A 16,561-nucleotide genomic window follows, 5' to 3' on the forward strand; every position below is an offset into this window, starting at 1 on the left:
CACTGGGACAGCTCCGAATTTCAAACTTGGGTGGGCCTGCCTGCGGCAGGCTCGTCATCATCTGGGGACGCCGGCTGTCGATCGGCCTCGGGCCGCTCGACGCCTGCCTCGTCCGATTCCGGAGAGGCGGCATCCGGGCCAGGCCGAACAGGATCGGCAAGACCGGAAGCGGGCTCATGCCCGGCGGCGTCAGGCGCCGCGGTATCGGTCTCGTCAATCGGGTCGGTCGGTTCCGCGTGTTTTGCGTTCTCGACGCTTTCCTTTGCAGCGCCGGCTTCTGGGGCATCGGCGGCCATATCGGAAATGTCGTTGTCAGCCGCATCGTCGGGAAAACCGGACGTGGCTGACGTATTGGACAAGCCTTCGGCTTGCTCCCGGACGGTGGATTCGTCGGCGGGATCCGCGCCTTCTTCTGTGCGCGAAAGCATGGATTCTACGCTATCGACGGGAGCGATGGGTACATCCTGTTCCGAAACAGACAATTCCGCAACCGGAATACTGACTTCGGACGCCTCACCCTCGCCTGCCGTAGCCGCAGGTTCGCCGCCAGGACGAGCCTCGGCTTCGCCGCCAACCCCGCCCTCGGCGCTCGCCTCACCCTCGACGCCCTCCGCAGCCTCGGCAACCGCTTGACCGGCAGCTTCGGCATCATCGGTGGGCGCATCCTCGGTGGCGGGCGCTTCGCCGCCCAGCACCTGCTGCACTTCACCCAGATCCAGCCCGGCGAGCGCGGCCGCGGCCTGCGCGGATTCCAGCGCCGGCAATTCATCCAGGGCGCGCAGGCCCAGGTCATCGAGAAACTGGCGCGTCGTGCCGAACAGCGCCGGACGGCCCGGCGCGTCGCGGTGGCCGATGACCTCGATCCAACCGCGGTCCTCCAGCGCCTTCACGATCTGCGAAGACACGGTGACGCCGCGAATATCCTCGATGTCGCCCCGCGTCACCGGCTGGCGCCAGGCCACGATGGCCAGCGTTTCCATCACGGCGCGCGAATACTTGGGCGGCTTTTCCGGATTGAGGCGCTCAAGGTAGCGCTGCATGCGCGGGCGGCTCTGAAAGCGCCATCCGGTGGCCAACTGCACCAGCTCCAGCCCGCCATCGGCCCAATTGGCCTGCAACGTTTCCAGAAGCGTGCGCAATGCGCTGTTGTCGAATTGTTCATCGTCCCCGAACAGCTTGCGCATATCGGACAGTTGCATCGGCTGCGCCGCGCATAGCAGCGCGGTTTCCAACACGAGTATTGCCTCGCTATCGTTCATCGACATTCAAATTCAAAAAGGGCTAACTTGCGCTAGGTTGAAAATAAGGCTACTATTCATTTCTCAGACGCGGGGTGGAGCAGTCTGGCAGCTCGTCGGGCTCATAACCCGAAGGTCGTAGGTTCAAATCCTGCCCCCGCAACCAAATTGATTCAGGCCTGGCGATTTCGCCGGGCCTTTTTCATTTGCGGCGGCGGAAAAAATCCGCAGATCCAGCAAACCCGGCTGCACCGACGTGCGCAGCACGGCAGCACAGGCACCCGCCGCCGCACCGGCAGCCTCGGCGGCTCGCCAGCAACAGACTGCATGGGTTTGCGTAGTTCTCACTGGATTCCTGTGTTTACCGCCATGCGCCCCGGATAGAGATACCCCGGACATGTGCCGAAACGACCGCGCCAATCGGGATTGAGCGGGATGCCTGCCGCGCCCCGCGCAGCAAACACTCAAGCAAATTCTGGAAAAGCCGGCACAAATCGCCAGCCAGCCCGCGGAGCACGCCGGCAACCCGGCGCCGCCTTCCCGCGGCAATCGATATCAAGGACCTGAATCATCAAGGTTCGGGCGCCACGGACAGACCGCCACAACCCACAAACCCGATACGTTTCCCCTGGCGCACGCGAAAAACCAGTTCCGCAATGCCCGCGGCCCACATAAGCCGCAACCACGATTCTTGGATGTTTTCTAACCAGACAAGGCCGGCATCCGCCCGCCGCGTCCAACATATTCAAGCAGTTGTTTCATTATACCGCCATATACCCCACCCTCAAGCCCGCACAGCGCCTTGCGCGGCGCAAAAACTACGGAGCAGGCTTGTCCCACGGCGTGGATTCCAGGCGGTCCACCAGAAAATCCAGCATGGACCTCAAGATCAGAGGCATCTGGCGGCGCGAGACATAAACACCATAAATACCCAGCTCCTGCGGCTTGCTTTGCGTCAGGATGGCCCGCAGGCGGCCCGATGCGATGTAGTCCGCGGCATAGTAGGTCGGCAGCATCGCAATACCCGCGCCCTCCAGCGCCGCGCGCGACAACACCGACACCTCGTTCGCGCTGATATTGCCACTGACCGGCACATCCACCGGCTCGCCGTCGCGCTCGAAGCGCCACAGGCTCTTGCCGAAATACGAATGAGTCAGACAGTTGCGCAAGGACAGGTCCTCGATGCGCGCCGGCACGCCTTCGCGCTGCAGGTACTCGGGCGAGGCGCACACCACCGAACGACAGACCGCCAGCTTGCGGGCGATCAGGTTGGGATCCAGGTCATTGGTGATACGCACCGCCAGATCCACGCGCTCTTCCACCAGATTGACGGCGCGGTCGACCAGCATCAGGTCAACCGAGGTGCCCGGATGCAGCTTGACGTAGTCGGTAATGGCGCTGGCCAGATGACGGGAGCCAAACGACATGCTGGTGGTAATGCGCAGCAGCCCGCGGGGCGTGTCGTCCGGGGTCGATACCGCATTGCGCAGGTCTCCCACCATGTCCAGCATCTGGCGGCAGCGCGGCAGCGTTTCGGCGCCGGCCGGCGTCAGGCTCAGGCGCCGCGTCGTGCGGTGCAGCAGGCGCACCCCCACCCACTGCTCCATTTCCGCGAGATAGCGCGACACCATGGCGCGCGACATGTCCAGATGGATCGCCGCCGCCGACAGGCTGCCCCTGTCAGCGACTTCCACGAATACCTGCATGGCTTTCAAACGATCCATGATTGTCTCGATTCTTGCACCAGACCGCTCCGGTTATACCGTATTTCGGCGCAACATCGACACCATAATCGAGACGGCCACCCGCAAGCCCTGACCGGACCAGACGCTCAGACGCAGACGATCAAGGAGCCGGCCGCCCGAGCGCAACGCCCAAGGCGGCACGAACCTCATTGACATCCAACCCCCGCAGGATGCAGACCAGCCGTGACGCCCGCCCCTCGTCCGGCCACTGCTCCAGCTGATTGATCGGATAGAGCTCGCCATGCACGCCATGCACCTCGCACGGCAGCGCCTCACCCTCAAAGCACACCAGCCCCTTCATGCGCAGCAAGCCCTGCCCATAGCGTTCCAGAACCCGCGACATGCCCGCAAGAAACGCCGCCCGTCCGACAGGAGCAGCCAATACCAGCGAGAAACTGCCCACATCCCCATGAACGGCGGCTCTCGACTGCGCGAAGGGCCGCAACCAATTCGCAAGGGTCACGCCATCGCGCCTGGCCCGCAGGTCGAGACCCGCGCGCAGCGGATCCGCAAGCGGCGCATCAGGCCATTGCACGCAGCGCTGCGCCCCCGGATTAATGGCGGCGACGGCCTGATCCAGAAGATCCAGACTCGCGGCGTCCGCCAGGTCCGGCTTGCTGAACACCACGACATCCGCCAGGGCCAGTTGCCGCGGGGCTTCGGGCTGCCGCTCCAATTGGTCCAACCCATTGCGGGCGTCCGCCAGGACGATCGCGCCCCGGTACGCATAGCGCTCGGCGAGGAAACGGTCGTGTTTGAGGGTGAACAGGATGGGCGCGGGATCGGCTAATCCGCTGGTTTCGATGACCACGCGACGAAAGGGCTTGATCTTGCGGCTGAGCGCCAACATGAATAATTCGCGTAAAGCGTCGACTACCGCGCCGCTGACGACGCAACACAGGCAGCCGCCTTCAACCAGGACAATGTTGTCGCGGGCCTGGCGCACCAGGTGATGGTCCACACCGATCTCACCGTACTCATTGACGATGACGACAGCGTCAGCGTATGCCGGATCCCTCAGCAGGCGATTGAGCAGCGACGTCTTGCCGCTACCCAGGAAGCCGGAAATCACCGTCACGCCTATGCGTTTGTCGTCCATACCCGATCTTCCATGCTCGCCGCCCTGATGGAGAAAACCAAAAGGGCCATTCACTTGCGTGAATGGCCCTGAATTCTTTGGCTCCCCGAGCTGGGCTCGAACCAGCGACCTGCGGATTAACAGTCCGTCGCTCTACCGACTGAGCTATCGGGGAACTGCTAAGAAACGAGATTATGAACTAAAAATTTGAAGTGTGCAAATCGCTGATTTTTTCGCCTGTTTGGCCCGCTTGGTTTCCCATCGCAAAAAAACTCTGATATGATCTCGGTCTTTCCAGATCGGACCCCATAAACAGGGTGACGGACCGGAAAAAACGAAGATGTTTTGCTTGCGGCTCTTACAGGAGCGGAGCAAATGGTCTTGCCGGCATAGCTCAGTTGGTAGAGCAGCGCATTCGTAATGCGAAGGTCGTAGGTTCGACTCCTATTGCCGGCACCAGATTCCAAAAAGCAGCCCGCTCGGGCTGCTTTTTTCATTTCCGCGCCGGTTCGCGCGCCGAACCCTTACCCGGGAACTCCCGTCCGCCGCCACGCATCCAATCTGCTGGACCATCCTGGCGGACACGACCATGCGCATCCTTCTAGTCGAAGATGACCTCATGATAGGCGAGAGCGTGCTGGACTGCCTGCGCGCCGAACACTACGCCGTAGACTGGGTCAAGGACGGCAATGCCGCGGAGCTCGCGCTGCGCACCGATACGTACGACCTCATACTTCTGGATCTGGGGCTGCCCAAGCGCGACGGCCTGTCGCTCCTACGCGACCTGCGCACGCGCAAGGACCGCACGCCGGTGCTGATAGCCACCGCCCGCGATGCCGTGAGCGACCGGATCGCGGGACTGGACGCCGGCGCCGACGACTATGTGGTCAAACCCTACGACGTGGATGAATTGCTGGCCCGCATGCGCGCCCTGATCCGCCGCAGCGCAGGCCGCGCGGAACCGGTGTTCGAGCATGAGGGCATCACCATCGATCCCCAGTCGCACGCCGCCATGGTGGACGGCGCTCCGGTCACGCTGACCGCGCGCGAATGGGCGGTGCTCGAACCGCTGATCGCTCGCCCGGGCATGATTTTTTCGCGCGCCCAGCTGGAAGAAAAGCTGTACAGCTGGAAAGACGGCATCAGCAGCAACGCTGTTGAGGTTTATATTCATGGCCTGCGCAAGAAGCTGGGTCCGAACCTGATCCAGAACGTCAGAGGCGTCGGCTATGTCATCCCCAAAACATGAGCATTCCGCTTAGCTACTCACTGAGAGCCAGGCTGCTTTTCTTCCTGTTGGCCGCCATCGTGGTCGGCGCGCTGGTGCAAGGCGCCATCGCTTACCGCAGCACTTTGGCGCAGGCCGACGATATCTTCGACTCGCTACTGCAGCGCACCGCCCTGTCGCTGGGCACCGGCGACGGACTGCTCAGCACAGGTCCGGCGCACGCGCGCGGCGCGGGTTCGCCCGTGGCGGACGACCTGATCATCCAGATCTGGACGCCCGACGGCGTGCGCGTCTTCAATTCCCGATCCCGCCGGCCGCTGCCGGACCAGATCGTCCTCGGCTTCTCCGACGCGAAGATGGAGGGCAGCACCTACCGCGTATATTCGCTGGCCACGCCCTTCCAGGTCATCCAGGTGGCGCAGGACATGACCGTGCGCACCAGCATGGCGCGCGCGCTGGCGCTGCGCACCATCGCCCCCATCGCCGCCGCCGCTCCCCTGCTCATGCTGATCGTCTGGTGCGTGGTCAGCTGGTCGCTACGGCCTGTGAAGCGGGCGCGCGCCCAGGTTGCGGCGCGCCAGCCGGAAGATCTGTCACCCGTCAGCGTGGAGGGCCTGCCCGACGAGATCCGGCCGCTGGTGCTGGAACTGAACCTGCTGCTGGAGCGCATGCGCGGCGCCTTCGCGCAGCAAAAGCAGTTCGTCGGCGATGCGGCGCACGAACTGCGTTCGCCCCTGACTGCGCTACGCCTGCAATTGCAGGCCCTGCAACGCGCGGGCGACACGGATGCGCGCCGGCTGGCCGAACAGCGGCTGGCAGCCGGCATCGACCGCGCGACACGCCTGGTCGAACAGCTGCTATCCATGGCGCGCCATGAAAGCGCGGCCGGACAGGCACCCGCCGAAACCGTGGACCTGGCCGACGTGCTGCGCCAGGCGCTCTCTGAAATGCTGCCCCAGGCCAACGCGAAATCGATCAGCATCGACCTGGACGGCGCGCCGCAAGCATCGGTGCAGGGACATCGCGACGCGCTGACGCTGCTGGCACGCAACCTGCTGGACAACGCAATCAAGTACACGCCCGCCGGCAAGCGCGTCCACCTCCATCTGGAACAGGCTCCCGGCGAGACGACCCTGCTGATCGACGACGAGGGCCCCGGCATTGCGCCGGACGAGCGCGAGCGCGTGTTCGACCGTTTCTACCGCGTCGAAGGCAATTCGCAGCACGGCAGCGGCCTGGGGCTGGCGATCGCGCGCAGCATCGCCGACCAGCACGGCGCCACCATAGAACTGCAGGACACGCCGGTGGGCGCAGGCCTGCGCGTGAAGGTGGTTTTTCCGACTTAAGACTCGCCTAAGTGTCAGGCCCGAAGATAGCGCCATGTCCTTCAACATGAACGCAGGAGCCGACATGAAGACCACCCAAATGAAACCCTCGCGCCTGGTGCTGGCGCTGCTGGCAGCCGGCGCCATAGGCGGCGCGGGCGCAACCGCCTTCACCGGCGGCGTTTCGATGGCGGCCACCGCGCCGGCCATCGCTTCCTCCTTCCAGGCGCCGGGCACGTCCAGCCCGCCCAACTTTGCGCAGATCACGCGCGACTTCGGTCCGGCCGTGGTGAACATCAGCGTCAGCGGCACCCGCAAGGTGTCCGCCGACGAAGGCGATCCGTTCGCCCAATTCTTCGGCCAGATTCCCGGCGCGCGCGGCCAGCGGCCCGCGCGTGAAGTGCCCATGCGCGGCGAAGGCTCCGGCTTCATCGTCAGCGCCGACGGCATCATCCTGACCAATGCGCACGTGGTGCAGGACGCCAAGGAAGTCACGGTCAAGCTGACCGACCGCCGCGAATACAAGGCCCGCGTGCTGGGCTCGGATCCGCAAACCGACGTGGCCGTCCTCAAGATCGACGCCAAGAACCTGCCGGTGGTGAAGGTGGGTGACGTCAACCAGCTGCAGGTGGGCGAATGGGTGCTGGCCATCGGCTCGCCCTACGGCCTGGAGAACACGGCCACCGCCGGCATCGTCAGCGCCAAGGGCCGGTCGCTGCCCGACGACACCTCGGTGCCCTTCATCCAGACGGACGTGGCGGTCAACCCCGGCAACTCGGGCGGCCCGCTGTTCAACGACCGCGGCGAAGTCGTGGGCATCAATTCGCAGATCTACAGCCGCACCGGCGGATTCCAGGGCCTGTCGTTCTCGATCCCGATCGACGTGGCCTACAAGATCAAGGACCAGATCCTCGAACACGGCAAGGTGCAGCACGCCAGGCTGGGCGTGACGGTGCAGGAAGTGAACCAGGACCTGGCCAACTCCTTCAAGCTGGATACCCCCTCGGGCGCGCTGGTTTCCAGCGTGGAGAAAGGCAGCGCCGCCGACAAGGCCGGCCTGCAGCCTGGCGACGTGGTGCGCAAGATCGACGGCAAGACCATCGTGTCCTCGGGCGACCTGGCCTCCACCATCACGCTGGCGACTCCGGGCGAAAAGATCAAGCTGGACGTCTGGCGCAACGGCTCGCAGAAGGAGCTGGTCGCCACCCTGGGCGGCGTGCCCAAGGACAAGACGCAGGCCTCGGCTGGCGACCAGGAGGTTCAGCGCGGCCAGCTCGGCCTGGCACTGCGTCCGCTGAGCCCGCAGGAGCAGCAGGCGGCTGGCGCCGAGGGGCTGCTGATCGAACGTTCGATCGGACCGGCCGCCAAGGCCGGGATCGAACCGGGAGATGTGCTGCTGTCGCTGAACGGCGTACCGGTGCGCAACGTCGCTCAGGTGAAGGACGCGCTGTCCAAGGCGGGCAAGACGGTCGCCCTGCTGGTACAGCGCGGCGAAGACAAGATCTTCGTGCCGGTGCAGATCGGCTGAGCCGGTCCGCACACGGATAGGCGCTACTCCGCGTCGGGCTGCTTGCCCGGCGCGGCCGCGTCGAACGCCGGCAGCGCACGGCAGGCGGCATCGATGCGCACGACGTTGGGCATGGCCGACAGGTCGCAGTCGAAACGCTGGGCGTTCGCCACCTGGGGCACCAGGCACAGGTCGGCAATGGTGGGCGTATCGCCGTGGCAGAAGAGGCCGGTGGCGGAAGAACCGGCCAATTGCGCCTCCAGGGCTTCCAGGCCCTGATGCACCCAGTGCTTGTACCAGGCGGTCTTGGCCGCCTCGTCCACGCCCAGGGTGTGCTTCAGGTACTTCAGCACGCGCAGGTTGTTCAGGGGATGCGTGTCGCAGGCGATGCCCAGCGCCAGGTCGCGCACCCGCGCGCGGCCTACCGCGTCCGCCGGCAGCAACGGCACTTCAGGATGCGTTTCTTCCAGGTATTCGATGATGGCCAGCGATTGGCCGATGACGGCGTCGCCATCGACCAGCGTGGGCACCAGCGCGGTCGGATTCACCTTGCGATAATCCGCCGACAGTTGCTGGCCGCCGTCCTTCAGCAGATGCACGGGCAGGTATTCGTAGGGCAAGCCCTTCAGGTTGAGGGCGATGCGCACGCGGTACGCGGCCGAGCTGCGAAAGTAGCTGTACAACTGCATGAAGTCTCCTTGATTTTCTGTTGCGGCGCCGCGCATGCGCGCGGCGCCCGCCTGCTTATTCCAGCGATTCCGTCTGCGCCGACTTGCGGGACAGACCCTTGGGCAGCGGGAACGCCACATTCTCTTCCAGGCCGGGCATGGTGCGTACCGACACCGCGCCCAATTCCTTGACCCGATCGATCACCTGCTGCACCAGGATCTCCGGCGCGGAAGCGCCCGCGGTCACGCCGATGCGCTTGCGGCCCACCAGCCAGGCCGGATCGATCGATTGCGCACCGTCGATCAGATAGGACGCGACGCCCTTGCGCTCGGCCACTTCGCGCAGCCGGTTGGAGTTGGAACTGTTGGGACTGCCCACCACCAGCACCAGGTCGCAATCCGGCGCCATCACCTTGACCGCGTCCTGGCGGTTCTGGGTGGCGTAGCAGATATCGCTTTTCTTGGGCTCGACGATGTTGGGAAAGCGTTCTTTCAACGCCCGCGACACGGCCGCCGCGTCGTCCACCGACAGGGTGGTCTGCGTGACGTAGGCCAGGTTCTCGGGATCGGTGACCTGCAGGCCGGCGACGTCCTCGACGGTCTCGACCAGGTACATGCCGCCCTGGGCCTGGCCCAGCGTGCCCTCGACCTCGGGATGGCCCTTGTGGCCGATCATGATGATCTCGCGGCCGGCCGCGCGCATGCGGGCCACCTCGATGTGGACCTTGGTGACCAGCGGGCAGGTGGCGTCGAACACGCGCAGCCCACGGGCGTCGGCTTCGGCCCGCACCGCCTTGGACACGCCGTGCGCCGAGAACACCACGATGGCGCCGGCGGGCGCGTCGTCCAGTTCATCGATGAAGATGGCGCCCTTGGCGCGCAGGTCTTCCACCACGTAGCGGTTATGGACGATTTCGTGGCGCACATAGATGGGCGCGCCATGCAATTCAAGCGCGCGCTCGACGATGTCGATGGCGCGATCCACACCGGCACAGAAGCCGCGCGGCTGCGCCAGCAGGACTTCGGCGTCGGTGGCGGTGACAACCTGGCTCATCAGAGGACTCCCAAGAGCGCCACGTCGACCCGCAAGCTGATGCCCGCGAGCGGGTGGTTGAAATCGAACAGGGCCGATTCGTCGTTGATTTCCTTCAGGACGCCCGAATAGCGGCCGCCGTTGGGCGCGGTGAATTCCACCAGGTCGCCGGGTTCGAAGGTGGCGTCGGCGCCCGCATGCTCGGCCAGCATGGTGCGCGTGACGCGCTGGATCAGTTCGGGGTTGCGTTCGCCGTAGGCGTCGGCGGGTTCGACCGTGACGCTGAAGCGCTCGCCTTCGGCGCGGCCGACCAGCGCCGCTTCCAGGCCAGGCGCCCATTGGCCGCTGCCCATCTGCAGCGTGCCGGGACGGCCATCGAAGGTGTCGGCGAACACGGAATCCTTGCCCGGGCCCGAGGCCAGCGTGATGCGATAGTGCAGCGTCAGGTAGGAATCCGGACGGACCAAAACGTTCACTTCATTAGAGGCGATGCTCAAGATCTGCCACCGTATATGCAATTGAGTAAACCTTGATTTTAGAGCCTCTTATGAAATTGTCCGACCGGCTGCCCAAACACGAGCGCCCCAGGGAGCGGTTGCTGCGCCACGGCGCCGCTGCGCTCCAGGACTCGGAACTGCTCGCCATCGCCCTGCGCACCGGTATTCCCGGCCTGGACGTGGTTGAACTGGGCAGCCGGCTCCTGACCCGATTTGGCGGCCTGCGAGGCCTGCTGGGCGCGACGCCCGAGGAGCTGACCGCGGTTCCCGGCCTGGGGGTTTCCAAGGCGTGCATGCTGGCCGCCCTGCTGGAACTGGCCCGCCGCGCCATCGAGGAAGACCTGGCCCGCAACAGCAATCTGGATCACCCGCTGCCGGTAAAACAATATTGCAAGATGGCGCTGGGGCACCGGCAGGTGGAACACTGCATTGCGCTCTACCTGGACAACCGCCTGCGCCTGATCGCCACGGGCGAGCTGGCGCGCGGCACCCTGTCGCAAGCATCGGTCTATCCCCGCGAGGTCGTGCGCGAAGCCCTGCGCCATCACGCGGCCGCCCTGATCATCGCCCACAACCATCCGTCCGGCCTGGCCGAGCCCAGCGCCGCGGACCGCATATTCACCCAGCACCTGAAGCAGGCGCTCGCGCTGGTGGACATCCGGCTGGTGGACCACCTGATCGTGGCTGCCGGCACGGTCGTGTCCATGGCCGAACTCGGCGGCCTGTAGGCTGCGGCCCGCGCCGGAATTCGTTAGACTAGCGCCCGCAATTGCTTTAGGCTTAACGCATCTCTCGATCCCCCCGCCTGACATGAAACGCTTGTGGGACATTTCCCCGCCCGTGTCCACCGCATCGCCAGTCTTTCCTGGCGACACGCCGTACCGCCAGCAATGGAAATGGTCGCTTGCGCCCGGCTGTCCGGTGAATGTCAGCGAAATCACCATGTCGCCGCATATCGGCGCGCACGCTGACGCTCCCCTGCACTACCAGAACGGCGCCGCAGCCATCGGGGCCGTATCACTGGAACCATTCCTGGGTCCCTGTCGCGTCATCCACGCCATCGATTGCGGCCCCCTCATCACGGTGGACCACCTGGCCCATGCGGCCCTGAACCTGCCGCCGCGCGTGCTGGTCCGCACCGCCAAGCATGCCGCGCAGGACTGGTGGACCGACGATTTCTCCGCCTACGCGCCCCAGACCATCGAATGGCTGGCCGAACGCGGCGTCATGCTGATCGGCCTGGATACGGCCAGCATCGACCCCGCGTCCAGCAAGACCCTGGACAGCCACCACACGATCTTGCGGCACGACATGCGGGTACTGGAGAACCTGGTGCTCGACGATGTGCCGGAAGGCGATTACGAGTTGATCGCACTGCCGTTGGCGCTGGTCCAGGCCGATGCCAGCCCGGTTCGCGCCGTCCTGCGCGAACTGTAGGCTGGTCCGCTGGCCATGGCGGCCGATCCGAAGTCGGCCGCCGGTTCTGGAAGCACGACCATGAAAGACCATTCCGATTTGCATGCGGCGCTTGCCTGCGCCCGCCCCCACGCGCCCTCGTGGCGCGCCCTGCCCGCCTCGGCGCGCCGCGCCGCCCCGCCCTGCAAGGGAGGCCGCGCATGAGCCACTCCGAACGCCCCGAAGACATCGTCCGCCAGGAAAAAGCGCAGCTGGATTTCACGCGCGACATGACCTATGGCGATTACCTGCATCTGGACGAACTGCTGGGCGCGCAGCATCCGCTGTCGCCCGAGCACAACGAGATGCTCTTCATCATCCAGCACCAGACCAGCGAACTCTGGATGAAGCTGATGCTGCACGAACTGCGCGCCGCCATCGCCAATGTGGCAGCCGACCGCTTGCAGCCCGCCTTCAAGATGCTGGCCCGCGTCAGCAAGATCATGGAACAGCTGGTCCATGCCTGGGACGTGCTGGCGACCATGACGCCGCCCGAGTATTCGGCGCTGCGTCCCTATCTGGCGCGTTCCAGCGGATTCCAGAGTTATCAGTACCGCCAGGTCGAATTCCTGCTCGGCAACAAGAACGCGGCCATGCTAAAGCCGCATGCGCACCGCGAGGACCTGCTGGCCCAGGTGCGCAGCGCCTACGAAGCCCCGTCGCTGTACGACGAGGCGCTGCGGCTGCTGGCGCGCCACGGCCTGGACGTGCCGGCCGATCACCTCGAACGCGACTGGACCCAGCCCTACCAATCGTCGGCTGGCGTGGAAGCTGCCTGGCTGACGGTCTACCGCCAGCCCGACCGCTACTGGGACCTGTACCAGTTGGGAGAAAAGCTGACCGACCTGGAAGACGCGTTCCGCCTGTGGCGCTTCCGCCACGTCACGACGGTCGAACGGGTCATCGGCTTCAAGCGCGGCACCGGGGGCACGTCGGGCGTGGACTACCTGCGGCGCATGCTGGAAGTGGTGCTGTTCCCCGAGATCTGGAAGCTGCGCACGGATCTTTAAGCGCCGAATTTATCTGGCCCCAATTTTTGGCCAAGGGAAGCCCCTGAGCGGGGCCTCCTTTCCTCTTGGCCTGGCCAAAATTCCCATGCTAGAATTTGGGGTTACTTTTTGGATACGTGGCTGGAGCAGTCAACGAGTATCCGGCCGCTGGGCAAACCCGATCCGCATATCGGCGGGTTCGCCAGGCAGGCGGGACACCGGACACCCGGCTGGCGACCCTAACAACTTGCAAGGCTCGACAGAGCCCTAGGAAAGCACCATGAAAGAAGGCATTCACCCCGAATACCGCGAAGTCGTCTTCGCCGACCTGCAAACGGGCAACAAGTTCATCACCCGTTCGACCGTCCAGACGCGCGAAAGCATCGAACTGGATGGCAAGACGTACCCGCTCTTCAAGTGCGACGTGACCTCCGAATCGCATCCGTTCTACACGGGCGCCCAGACGCGCATCGTCGAAACCGGCCGCGTGGAAAAGTTCCGCGCCCGCTTCGCCCGCACCGCAGGCACGGTCAAGTCCGCTTCCTGATCTGTCGCTCCCCCGGGAGCCGCAGCGAAAAGGCAGCCTCCGGGCTGCTTTTTTTTCTCCCTGGCCGTCCGATTCTGACGCTGGGTACTAGCGCAACCAGACCACTCGGTTACATTAACGCCCGTGTCCCCACTTTCCATTTCCACTCCAGCCCGGCTCACGTCCGTGGCTACCGCGAAACTGCCCAGACTGATTCTGCTGGGCTTGTCGCTGGCCTATATCGTGGCCGGCCTGTTCATGCGCGACCCGTGGAAAACAGACGATGCCGTGGGGCTGGCGACCATGATCACGGCGATCCGCGAAGGCGGCATCACCTGGTTGCTGCCGCAGGTGGGACACCTGGCGCACGCCGAGGAAGGCCCCCTGATCACCTGGGTGGGCGCGATCTGCATCTGGCTGTTCGGCCCCTACATCGGCGACATCACCGCCGGCCGCCTGCCCAATCTGCTGTGGTTCGGCATCACCGCCACCAGCGTCTGGTACGGCACCTATCTGCTGGGCCGCCGCGCCGAGGCGCAACCGCTGGCCCTGCCCTTCGGCGGCGAACCCGAACCGCGCGACTACGGACGCATGCTGGCGGACGCCGCGCTGTTGTTGCTGCTGGCCACGGTCGGCATCCTGCAGCGCACCCACGAAACCACCGTGGTGCCCGCCATCATGGCTTGGCAGGCGCTTGCCTTCTATTCGCTGGCGCGCAGCATAGACCGGCCATTCACCGGCAGCACCACCCTGGGCATCGCACTGGCGGCCAGTTTCCTGACCCGCGGCTGGGTCGGCGCCATCCCCATCATGGTGGGCGCGGCCCTGGCGTTCTACCCCCGCAGCCGACTGTGGAAATGCCGGCGCTGGCTGCCGTGGGCCGCGCTGCTGGCCGCCGTCCTGATTCTGGCTTGGTGGATACCCGCCAGCCACAGCAGCGAATACTGGATCCGCAACTGGAAGACCTGGAACCTGTCGTCCTTCGCCGTGCCGCCCTGGCATGACATCGGGCGCACCCTGCGCGACCTGCCCTGGTACCTGTGGCCGACCTGGCCGCTGGCCCTGCTGGCCATCTGGCGCTGGCGCGCCTGGCTCTACGCGCCGCACATCTGGCTGCCGCTGGTCCTGCTGGTGTGCTCGGCGGTCGTGCTGTTCGGCCTGGAAGAAGCCTCGGATTCCGAGTACGTGCTGCTGGCCGTGCCCTGCGCGGTGCTGGGCGCGTTCTCGCTGCCCACGCTGCGCCGCGGCGTGGTCAACACGCTGGACTGGTTCGCCGTCATGTGCTTTTCGCTGACGGCCATCACGGTCTGGCTGGGCTGGGTTGCCCTGCACTTCGGTTGGCCGGCGCAGATTTCCCGCAATATCGCCCGCCAGACCACCGGCTACCAACCCGAGATCTCCTGGGTCGCGTTCGCGCTGGCCGTGGGTTTCACCGTGGGCTGGATCGCGCTGGTGGTGTGGCGGCTGCGGGTGCGGCCGCAGGCGCTGTGGCGCGGCACGGTACTGTCGGCCGGCGGCCTGACGGTGACCTGGATCCTGCTGGTGCTGCTGTGGCAACCCGCCGTGGACTACGCCCGCAGCTACCGCACCGTGTCGGGCCAGTTGGCCCAGGCACTGCAGCAGAACGTGCGCCCCGGCGAGTGCGTGCGCGGGCTTAGCCTGGGCAGCGGGCAGCGCGCCTCGTTCCTGATCTTCAATAACCTCACGTTCACGTTCGACTCCAAGTGCACGCTGGTGCTGCAGCAGACCAGCAACCAGAGCTTGCGGGACAACACCGCCGCCTACAGCGACGGCGCCGAGGTGCTGTGGCAAGGCGGCCGGCGCGCCGACCGCCAGGAAGTCTTCCGCCTGCTCCGAGTCGGCGCCCCCCGATGACGCCCGCGCCCGCCGCGCCGATGAGTTTCGGCGCCACCCTGCGCGGCATCGCCAGGCAGGCCTGGCCGGTGCTGGTCAGCCAATGGGCCGGCATCTCCTTCGGCGTGCTCGACACCGCCATGACCGGCCATTCCAGCGCCGCCGACCTGGCGGCAATGGCGCTGTCCGCGTCGATCTACATCACCATTTTCGTCGGACTGATGGGCGTGGTGCACGCCCTGATCCCCATCCTGGCCCAGCACTTCGGCGCAGGCAACAATCTTGAGGTCGGCCGCAGTTGGGGCCAGGGCGTCTGGCTGGCGCTGGGATTGTCCGTGGTGGGCGCCGTGCTGATGCTGTTCCCCAACATGTGGCTGTCCATGTCCGGCGAGGTCGCTCCCGGCGTGCGCGAACGCATCGGCTCGTATCTGCAGGCCCTGGTGCTGGCCCTGCCCGCCGCGCTGGTGTTCCGCACCATCTACGCGCTGGGCACGTCGGTTTCGCGGCCCAAGCTGGTCATGGCGATCAACCTGACAGCCATAGTCTTCAAGGCCTTCTTCAACTGGCTGTTCATCTACGGCAAGCTGGGATTGCCCGCCATGGGCGCCACCGGCGCCGGACTGGCCACCGCCGTGGTGTCGTGGATGAGCCTGGGCCTCGGCTTGTGGGTCATCACCCACGACCGCTACTACCGCCGCTTCAAGCTGCACGTCGGCAAGCCCGACTGGAAGACGCTCAAGGAACTGCTGCGCCTGGGCATCCCCATGGGCGGTTCCTACCTGGTCGAAGTGTCGGCCTTCACTTTCATGGCCCTGCTGGTGGCGCGCGAAGGCACTTACGTGACCGGCGGCCATCAGATCATGTCCAACCTGGCCGCGCTCTGCTACATGATGCCCATGGCGCTGGGCGTCGCCACGGCAGCCCTGACCGCGCAGGCCATCGGCGCGGGCAACCTCGCCCATGCGCATCGCACCGGCATGGCCGGCCTGACGCTGGGCATCCTGGGCGCCCTGCTGACGGCGGCGGTGCTGCTGGCCGGCCGTCCGCTGATCCTGGCCGCCTATACCGACAATCCGGAGGTGGCCGCGGTGGCGACCACGCTGCTGGCCGTCCTGCCCCTGTTCCACCTGTTCGACTCGATGCAGTGCATCAACTCCTACCTGCTGCGCGCCTACAAGGTCGCGGTGGTGCCGCTGCTGCTGCAGGTGGTGGCGCTGGCGGGCGTGGGCCTGGTCGGCGGCTGGTGGTTCGGTTTCGGCCCGGGCCGCGGCGGCCTGGACGGCGTGCGCGCCATCCTGGTCCCTGGCTCCCCCCAGGGCGCGGGCAGCATGTGGCTGATGGCCATGGTCGGCCTGGGACTGTCGGCGGCCTTGCTGCACTATTGGTACCGGCGCATCGTGCGCGGGACGATCAAGTAA

15 protein-coding genes and 3 tRNA genes are annotated in these 16,561 nt (G+C 65.6%); 11 read left to right on the forward strand and 7 right to left on the reverse strand.

Annotation, left to right across the window (positions count from 1 at the left end):
- Positions 1-20: 20 nt before the first annotated feature.
- Complete coding sequence (gene scpB / locus AC1RHV_RS20790) at positions 21-1,265, reverse strand: SMC-Scp complex subunit ScpB (protein WP_492301883.1); 1,245 nt, start codon at positions 1,263-1,265, stop codon at positions 21-23.
- 62 nt (positions 1,266-1,327) lie between these two features.
- Here scpB and AC1RHV_RS20795 point away from each other — a divergent pair.
- Positions 1,328-1,404: transfer RNA gene (locus tag AC1RHV_RS20795), tRNA-Met, on the forward strand.
- A gap of 652 nt (positions 1,405-2,056) precedes the next feature.
- Here AC1RHV_RS20795 and AC1RHV_RS20800 read toward each other — a convergent pair.
- The 3 genes from AC1RHV_RS20800 to AC1RHV_RS20810 all read right to left on the reverse strand — a co-directional run bounded on the left by AC1RHV_RS20800 (position 2,057) and on the right by AC1RHV_RS20810 (position 4,236).
- Positions 2,057-2,962, reverse strand: coding sequence for a LysR family transcriptional regulator (locus tag AC1RHV_RS20800; protein WP_119450881.1), 906 nt, complete (start codon positions 2,960-2,962; stop codon positions 2,057-2,059).
- 121 nt (positions 2,963-3,083) lie between these two features.
- Positions 3,084-4,082 (reverse strand): CobW family GTP-binding protein, encoded by a 999-nt coding sequence (locus AC1RHV_RS20805; RefSeq protein ID WP_492301885.1) that lies wholly within the window; start codon positions 4,080-4,082, stop codon positions 3,084-3,086.
- Between the two features lie 78 nt (positions 4,083-4,160).
- Positions 4,161-4,236 (reverse strand) — tRNA-Asn (locus AC1RHV_RS20810).
- Positions 4,237-4,444: 208 nt separating this feature from the next.
- On the opposite strand from AC1RHV_RS20810, the gene AC1RHV_RS20815 reads away from it, so the two are divergent.
- The 4 genes from AC1RHV_RS20815 (at position 4,445) to AC1RHV_RS20830 (ending at position 8,142) form a co-directional block, all read left to right on the forward strand.
- Positions 4,445-4,520: transfer RNA gene (locus tag AC1RHV_RS20815), tRNA-Thr, on the forward strand.
- A 130-nt stretch (positions 4,521-4,650) separates the two neighbouring features.
- Entirely contained in the window at positions 4,651-5,310 is a 660-nt protein-coding gene (locus AC1RHV_RS20820) for a response regulator (protein ID WP_054450985.1), read from the forward strand.
- Positions 5,307-6,635 carry an ATP-binding protein gene (locus tag AC1RHV_RS20825; RefSeq protein WP_119450883.1) on the forward strand — a complete coding sequence of 443 codons (1,329 nt, stop codon included), beginning with the start codon at positions 5,307-5,309 and terminating at the stop codon, positions 6,633-6,635. The genes AC1RHV_RS20820 and AC1RHV_RS20825 overlap by 4 nt, the downstream gene beginning before the upstream one ends.
- Positions 6,636-6,699: 64 nt before the next feature.
- On the forward strand, positions 6,700-8,142 hold the full coding sequence (locus AC1RHV_RS20830) for a DegQ family serine endoprotease (protein WP_054450983.1): 1,443 nt from the start codon (positions 6,700-6,702) through the stop codon (positions 8,140-8,142).
- A gap of 23 nt (positions 8,143-8,165) precedes the next feature.
- On the opposite strand, the gene maiA is transcribed toward AC1RHV_RS20830, so the two are convergent.
- The 3 genes from maiA to AC1RHV_RS20845 are packed head-to-tail and all read right to left on the reverse strand — an operon-like array spanning position 8,166 to position 10,319.
- Positions 8,166-8,810 carry a maleylacetoacetate isomerase gene (gene maiA / locus AC1RHV_RS20835; RefSeq protein ID WP_054450982.1) on the reverse strand — a complete coding sequence of 215 codons (645 nt, stop codon included), beginning with the start codon at positions 8,808-8,810 and terminating at the stop codon, positions 8,166-8,168.
- Positions 8,811-8,865: 55 nt separating this feature from the next.
- Positions 8,866-9,843 (reverse strand): 4-hydroxy-3-methylbut-2-enyl diphosphate reductase, encoded by a 978-nt coding sequence (gene ispH, locus AC1RHV_RS20840; RefSeq protein ID WP_125473831.1) that lies wholly within the window; start codon positions 9,841-9,843, stop codon positions 8,866-8,868.
- Positions 9,843-10,319, reverse strand: coding sequence for an FKBP-type peptidyl-prolyl cis-trans isomerase (locus tag AC1RHV_RS20845; RefSeq protein WP_492301888.1), 477 nt, complete (start codon positions 10,317-10,319; stop codon positions 9,843-9,845). The genes ispH and AC1RHV_RS20845 overlap by 1 nt, the downstream gene beginning before the upstream one ends.
- Positions 10,320-10,369: 50 nt before the next feature.
- On the opposite strand from AC1RHV_RS20845, the gene radC reads away from it, so the two are divergent.
- From radC to AC1RHV_RS20875, 6 genes are all read left to right on the forward strand, one after another.
- Positions 10,370-11,047, forward strand: coding sequence for a RadC family protein (radC, locus tag AC1RHV_RS20850; protein WP_054450979.1), 678 nt, complete (start codon positions 10,370-10,372; stop codon positions 11,045-11,047).
- Positions 11,048-11,129: 82 nt separating this feature from the next.
- Entirely contained in the window at positions 11,130-11,756 is a 627-nt protein-coding gene (kynB, locus tag AC1RHV_RS20855) for an arylformamidase (RefSeq protein ID WP_054450978.1), read from the forward strand.
- Positions 11,757-11,935: 179 nt separating this feature from the next.
- Complete coding sequence (kynA, locus tag AC1RHV_RS20860) at positions 11,936-12,784, forward strand: tryptophan 2,3-dioxygenase (protein ID WP_054450977.1); 849 nt, start codon at positions 11,936-11,938, stop codon at positions 12,782-12,784.
- 259 nt (positions 12,785-13,043) lie between these two features.
- The gene (locus tag AC1RHV_RS20865; RefSeq protein ID WP_054450976.1) at positions 13,044-13,310 is read left to right on the forward strand and encodes a type B 50S ribosomal protein L31; all 267 of its coding nucleotides are present in this window, start codon (positions 13,044-13,046) and stop codon (positions 13,308-13,310) included.
- Positions 13,311-13,433: 123 nt separating this feature from the next.
- Positions 13,434-15,164 carry an ArnT family glycosyltransferase gene (locus tag AC1RHV_RS20870; protein ID WP_054450975.1) on the forward strand — a complete coding sequence of 577 codons (1,731 nt, stop codon included), beginning with the start codon at positions 13,434-13,436 and terminating at the stop codon, positions 15,162-15,164.
- On the forward strand, positions 15,161-16,561 hold the full coding sequence (locus tag AC1RHV_RS20875) for an MATE family efflux transporter (RefSeq protein WP_119450886.1): 1,401 nt from the start codon (positions 15,161-15,163) through the stop codon (positions 16,559-16,561). Before AC1RHV_RS20870 ends, AC1RHV_RS20875 begins: the two co-directional genes overlap by 4 nt.

Source organism: Achromobacter sp. GW823-FHT04E03 (genome assembly GCF_058796095.1).

Excerpts from the sequence above, each read along its gene's own strand:
- AC1RHV_RS20800 (WP_119450881.1), bottom strand. The coding sequence starts at position 2,962 with ATGGATCGTTTGAAAGCCATGCAGGTATTCGTGGAAGTCGCTGACAGG.
- AC1RHV_RS20865 (WP_054450976.1), top strand. The coding sequence starts at position 13,044 with ATGAAAGAAGGCATTCACCCCGAATACCGCGAAGTCGTCTTCGCCGAC.
- kynB (WP_054450978.1), top strand. The coding sequence starts at position 11,130 with ATGAAACGCTTGTGGGACATTTCCCCGCCCGTGTCCACCGCATCGCCA.
- AC1RHV_RS20805 (WP_492301885.1), bottom strand. The coding sequence starts at position 4,082 with ATGGACGACAAACGCATAGGCGTGACGGTGATTTCCGGCTTCCTGGGT.
- ispH (WP_125473831.1), bottom strand. The coding sequence starts at position 9,843 with ATGAGCCAGGTTGTCACCGCCACCGACGCCGAAGTCCTGCTGGCGCAG.
- maiA (WP_054450982.1), bottom strand. The coding sequence starts at position 8,810 with ATGCAGTTGTACAGCTACTTTCGCAGCTCGGCCGCGTACCGCGTGCGC.
- AC1RHV_RS20825 (WP_119450883.1), top strand. The coding sequence starts at position 5,307 with ATGAGCATTCCGCTTAGCTACTCACTGAGAGCCAGGCTGCTTTTCTTC.
- kynA (WP_054450977.1), top strand. The coding sequence starts at position 11,936 with ATGAGCCACTCCGAACGCCCCGAAGACATCGTCCGCCAGGAAAAAGCG.
- AC1RHV_RS20875 (WP_119450886.1), top strand. The coding sequence starts at position 15,161 with ATGACGCCCGCGCCCGCCGCGCCGATGAGTTTCGGCGCCACCCTGCGC.
- AC1RHV_RS20820 (WP_054450985.1), top strand. The coding sequence starts at position 4,651 with ATGCGCATCCTTCTAGTCGAAGATGACCTCATGATAGGCGAGAGCGTG.
- radC (WP_054450979.1), top strand. The coding sequence starts at position 10,370 with ATGAAATTGTCCGACCGGCTGCCCAAACACGAGCGCCCCAGGGAGCGG.
- AC1RHV_RS20830 (WP_054450983.1), top strand. The coding sequence starts at position 6,700 with ATGAAGACCACCCAAATGAAACCCTCGCGCCTGGTGCTGGCGCTGCTG.
- scpB (WP_492301883.1), bottom strand. The coding sequence starts at position 1,265 with ATGTCGATGAACGATAGCGAGGCAATACTCGTGTTGGAAACCGCGCTG.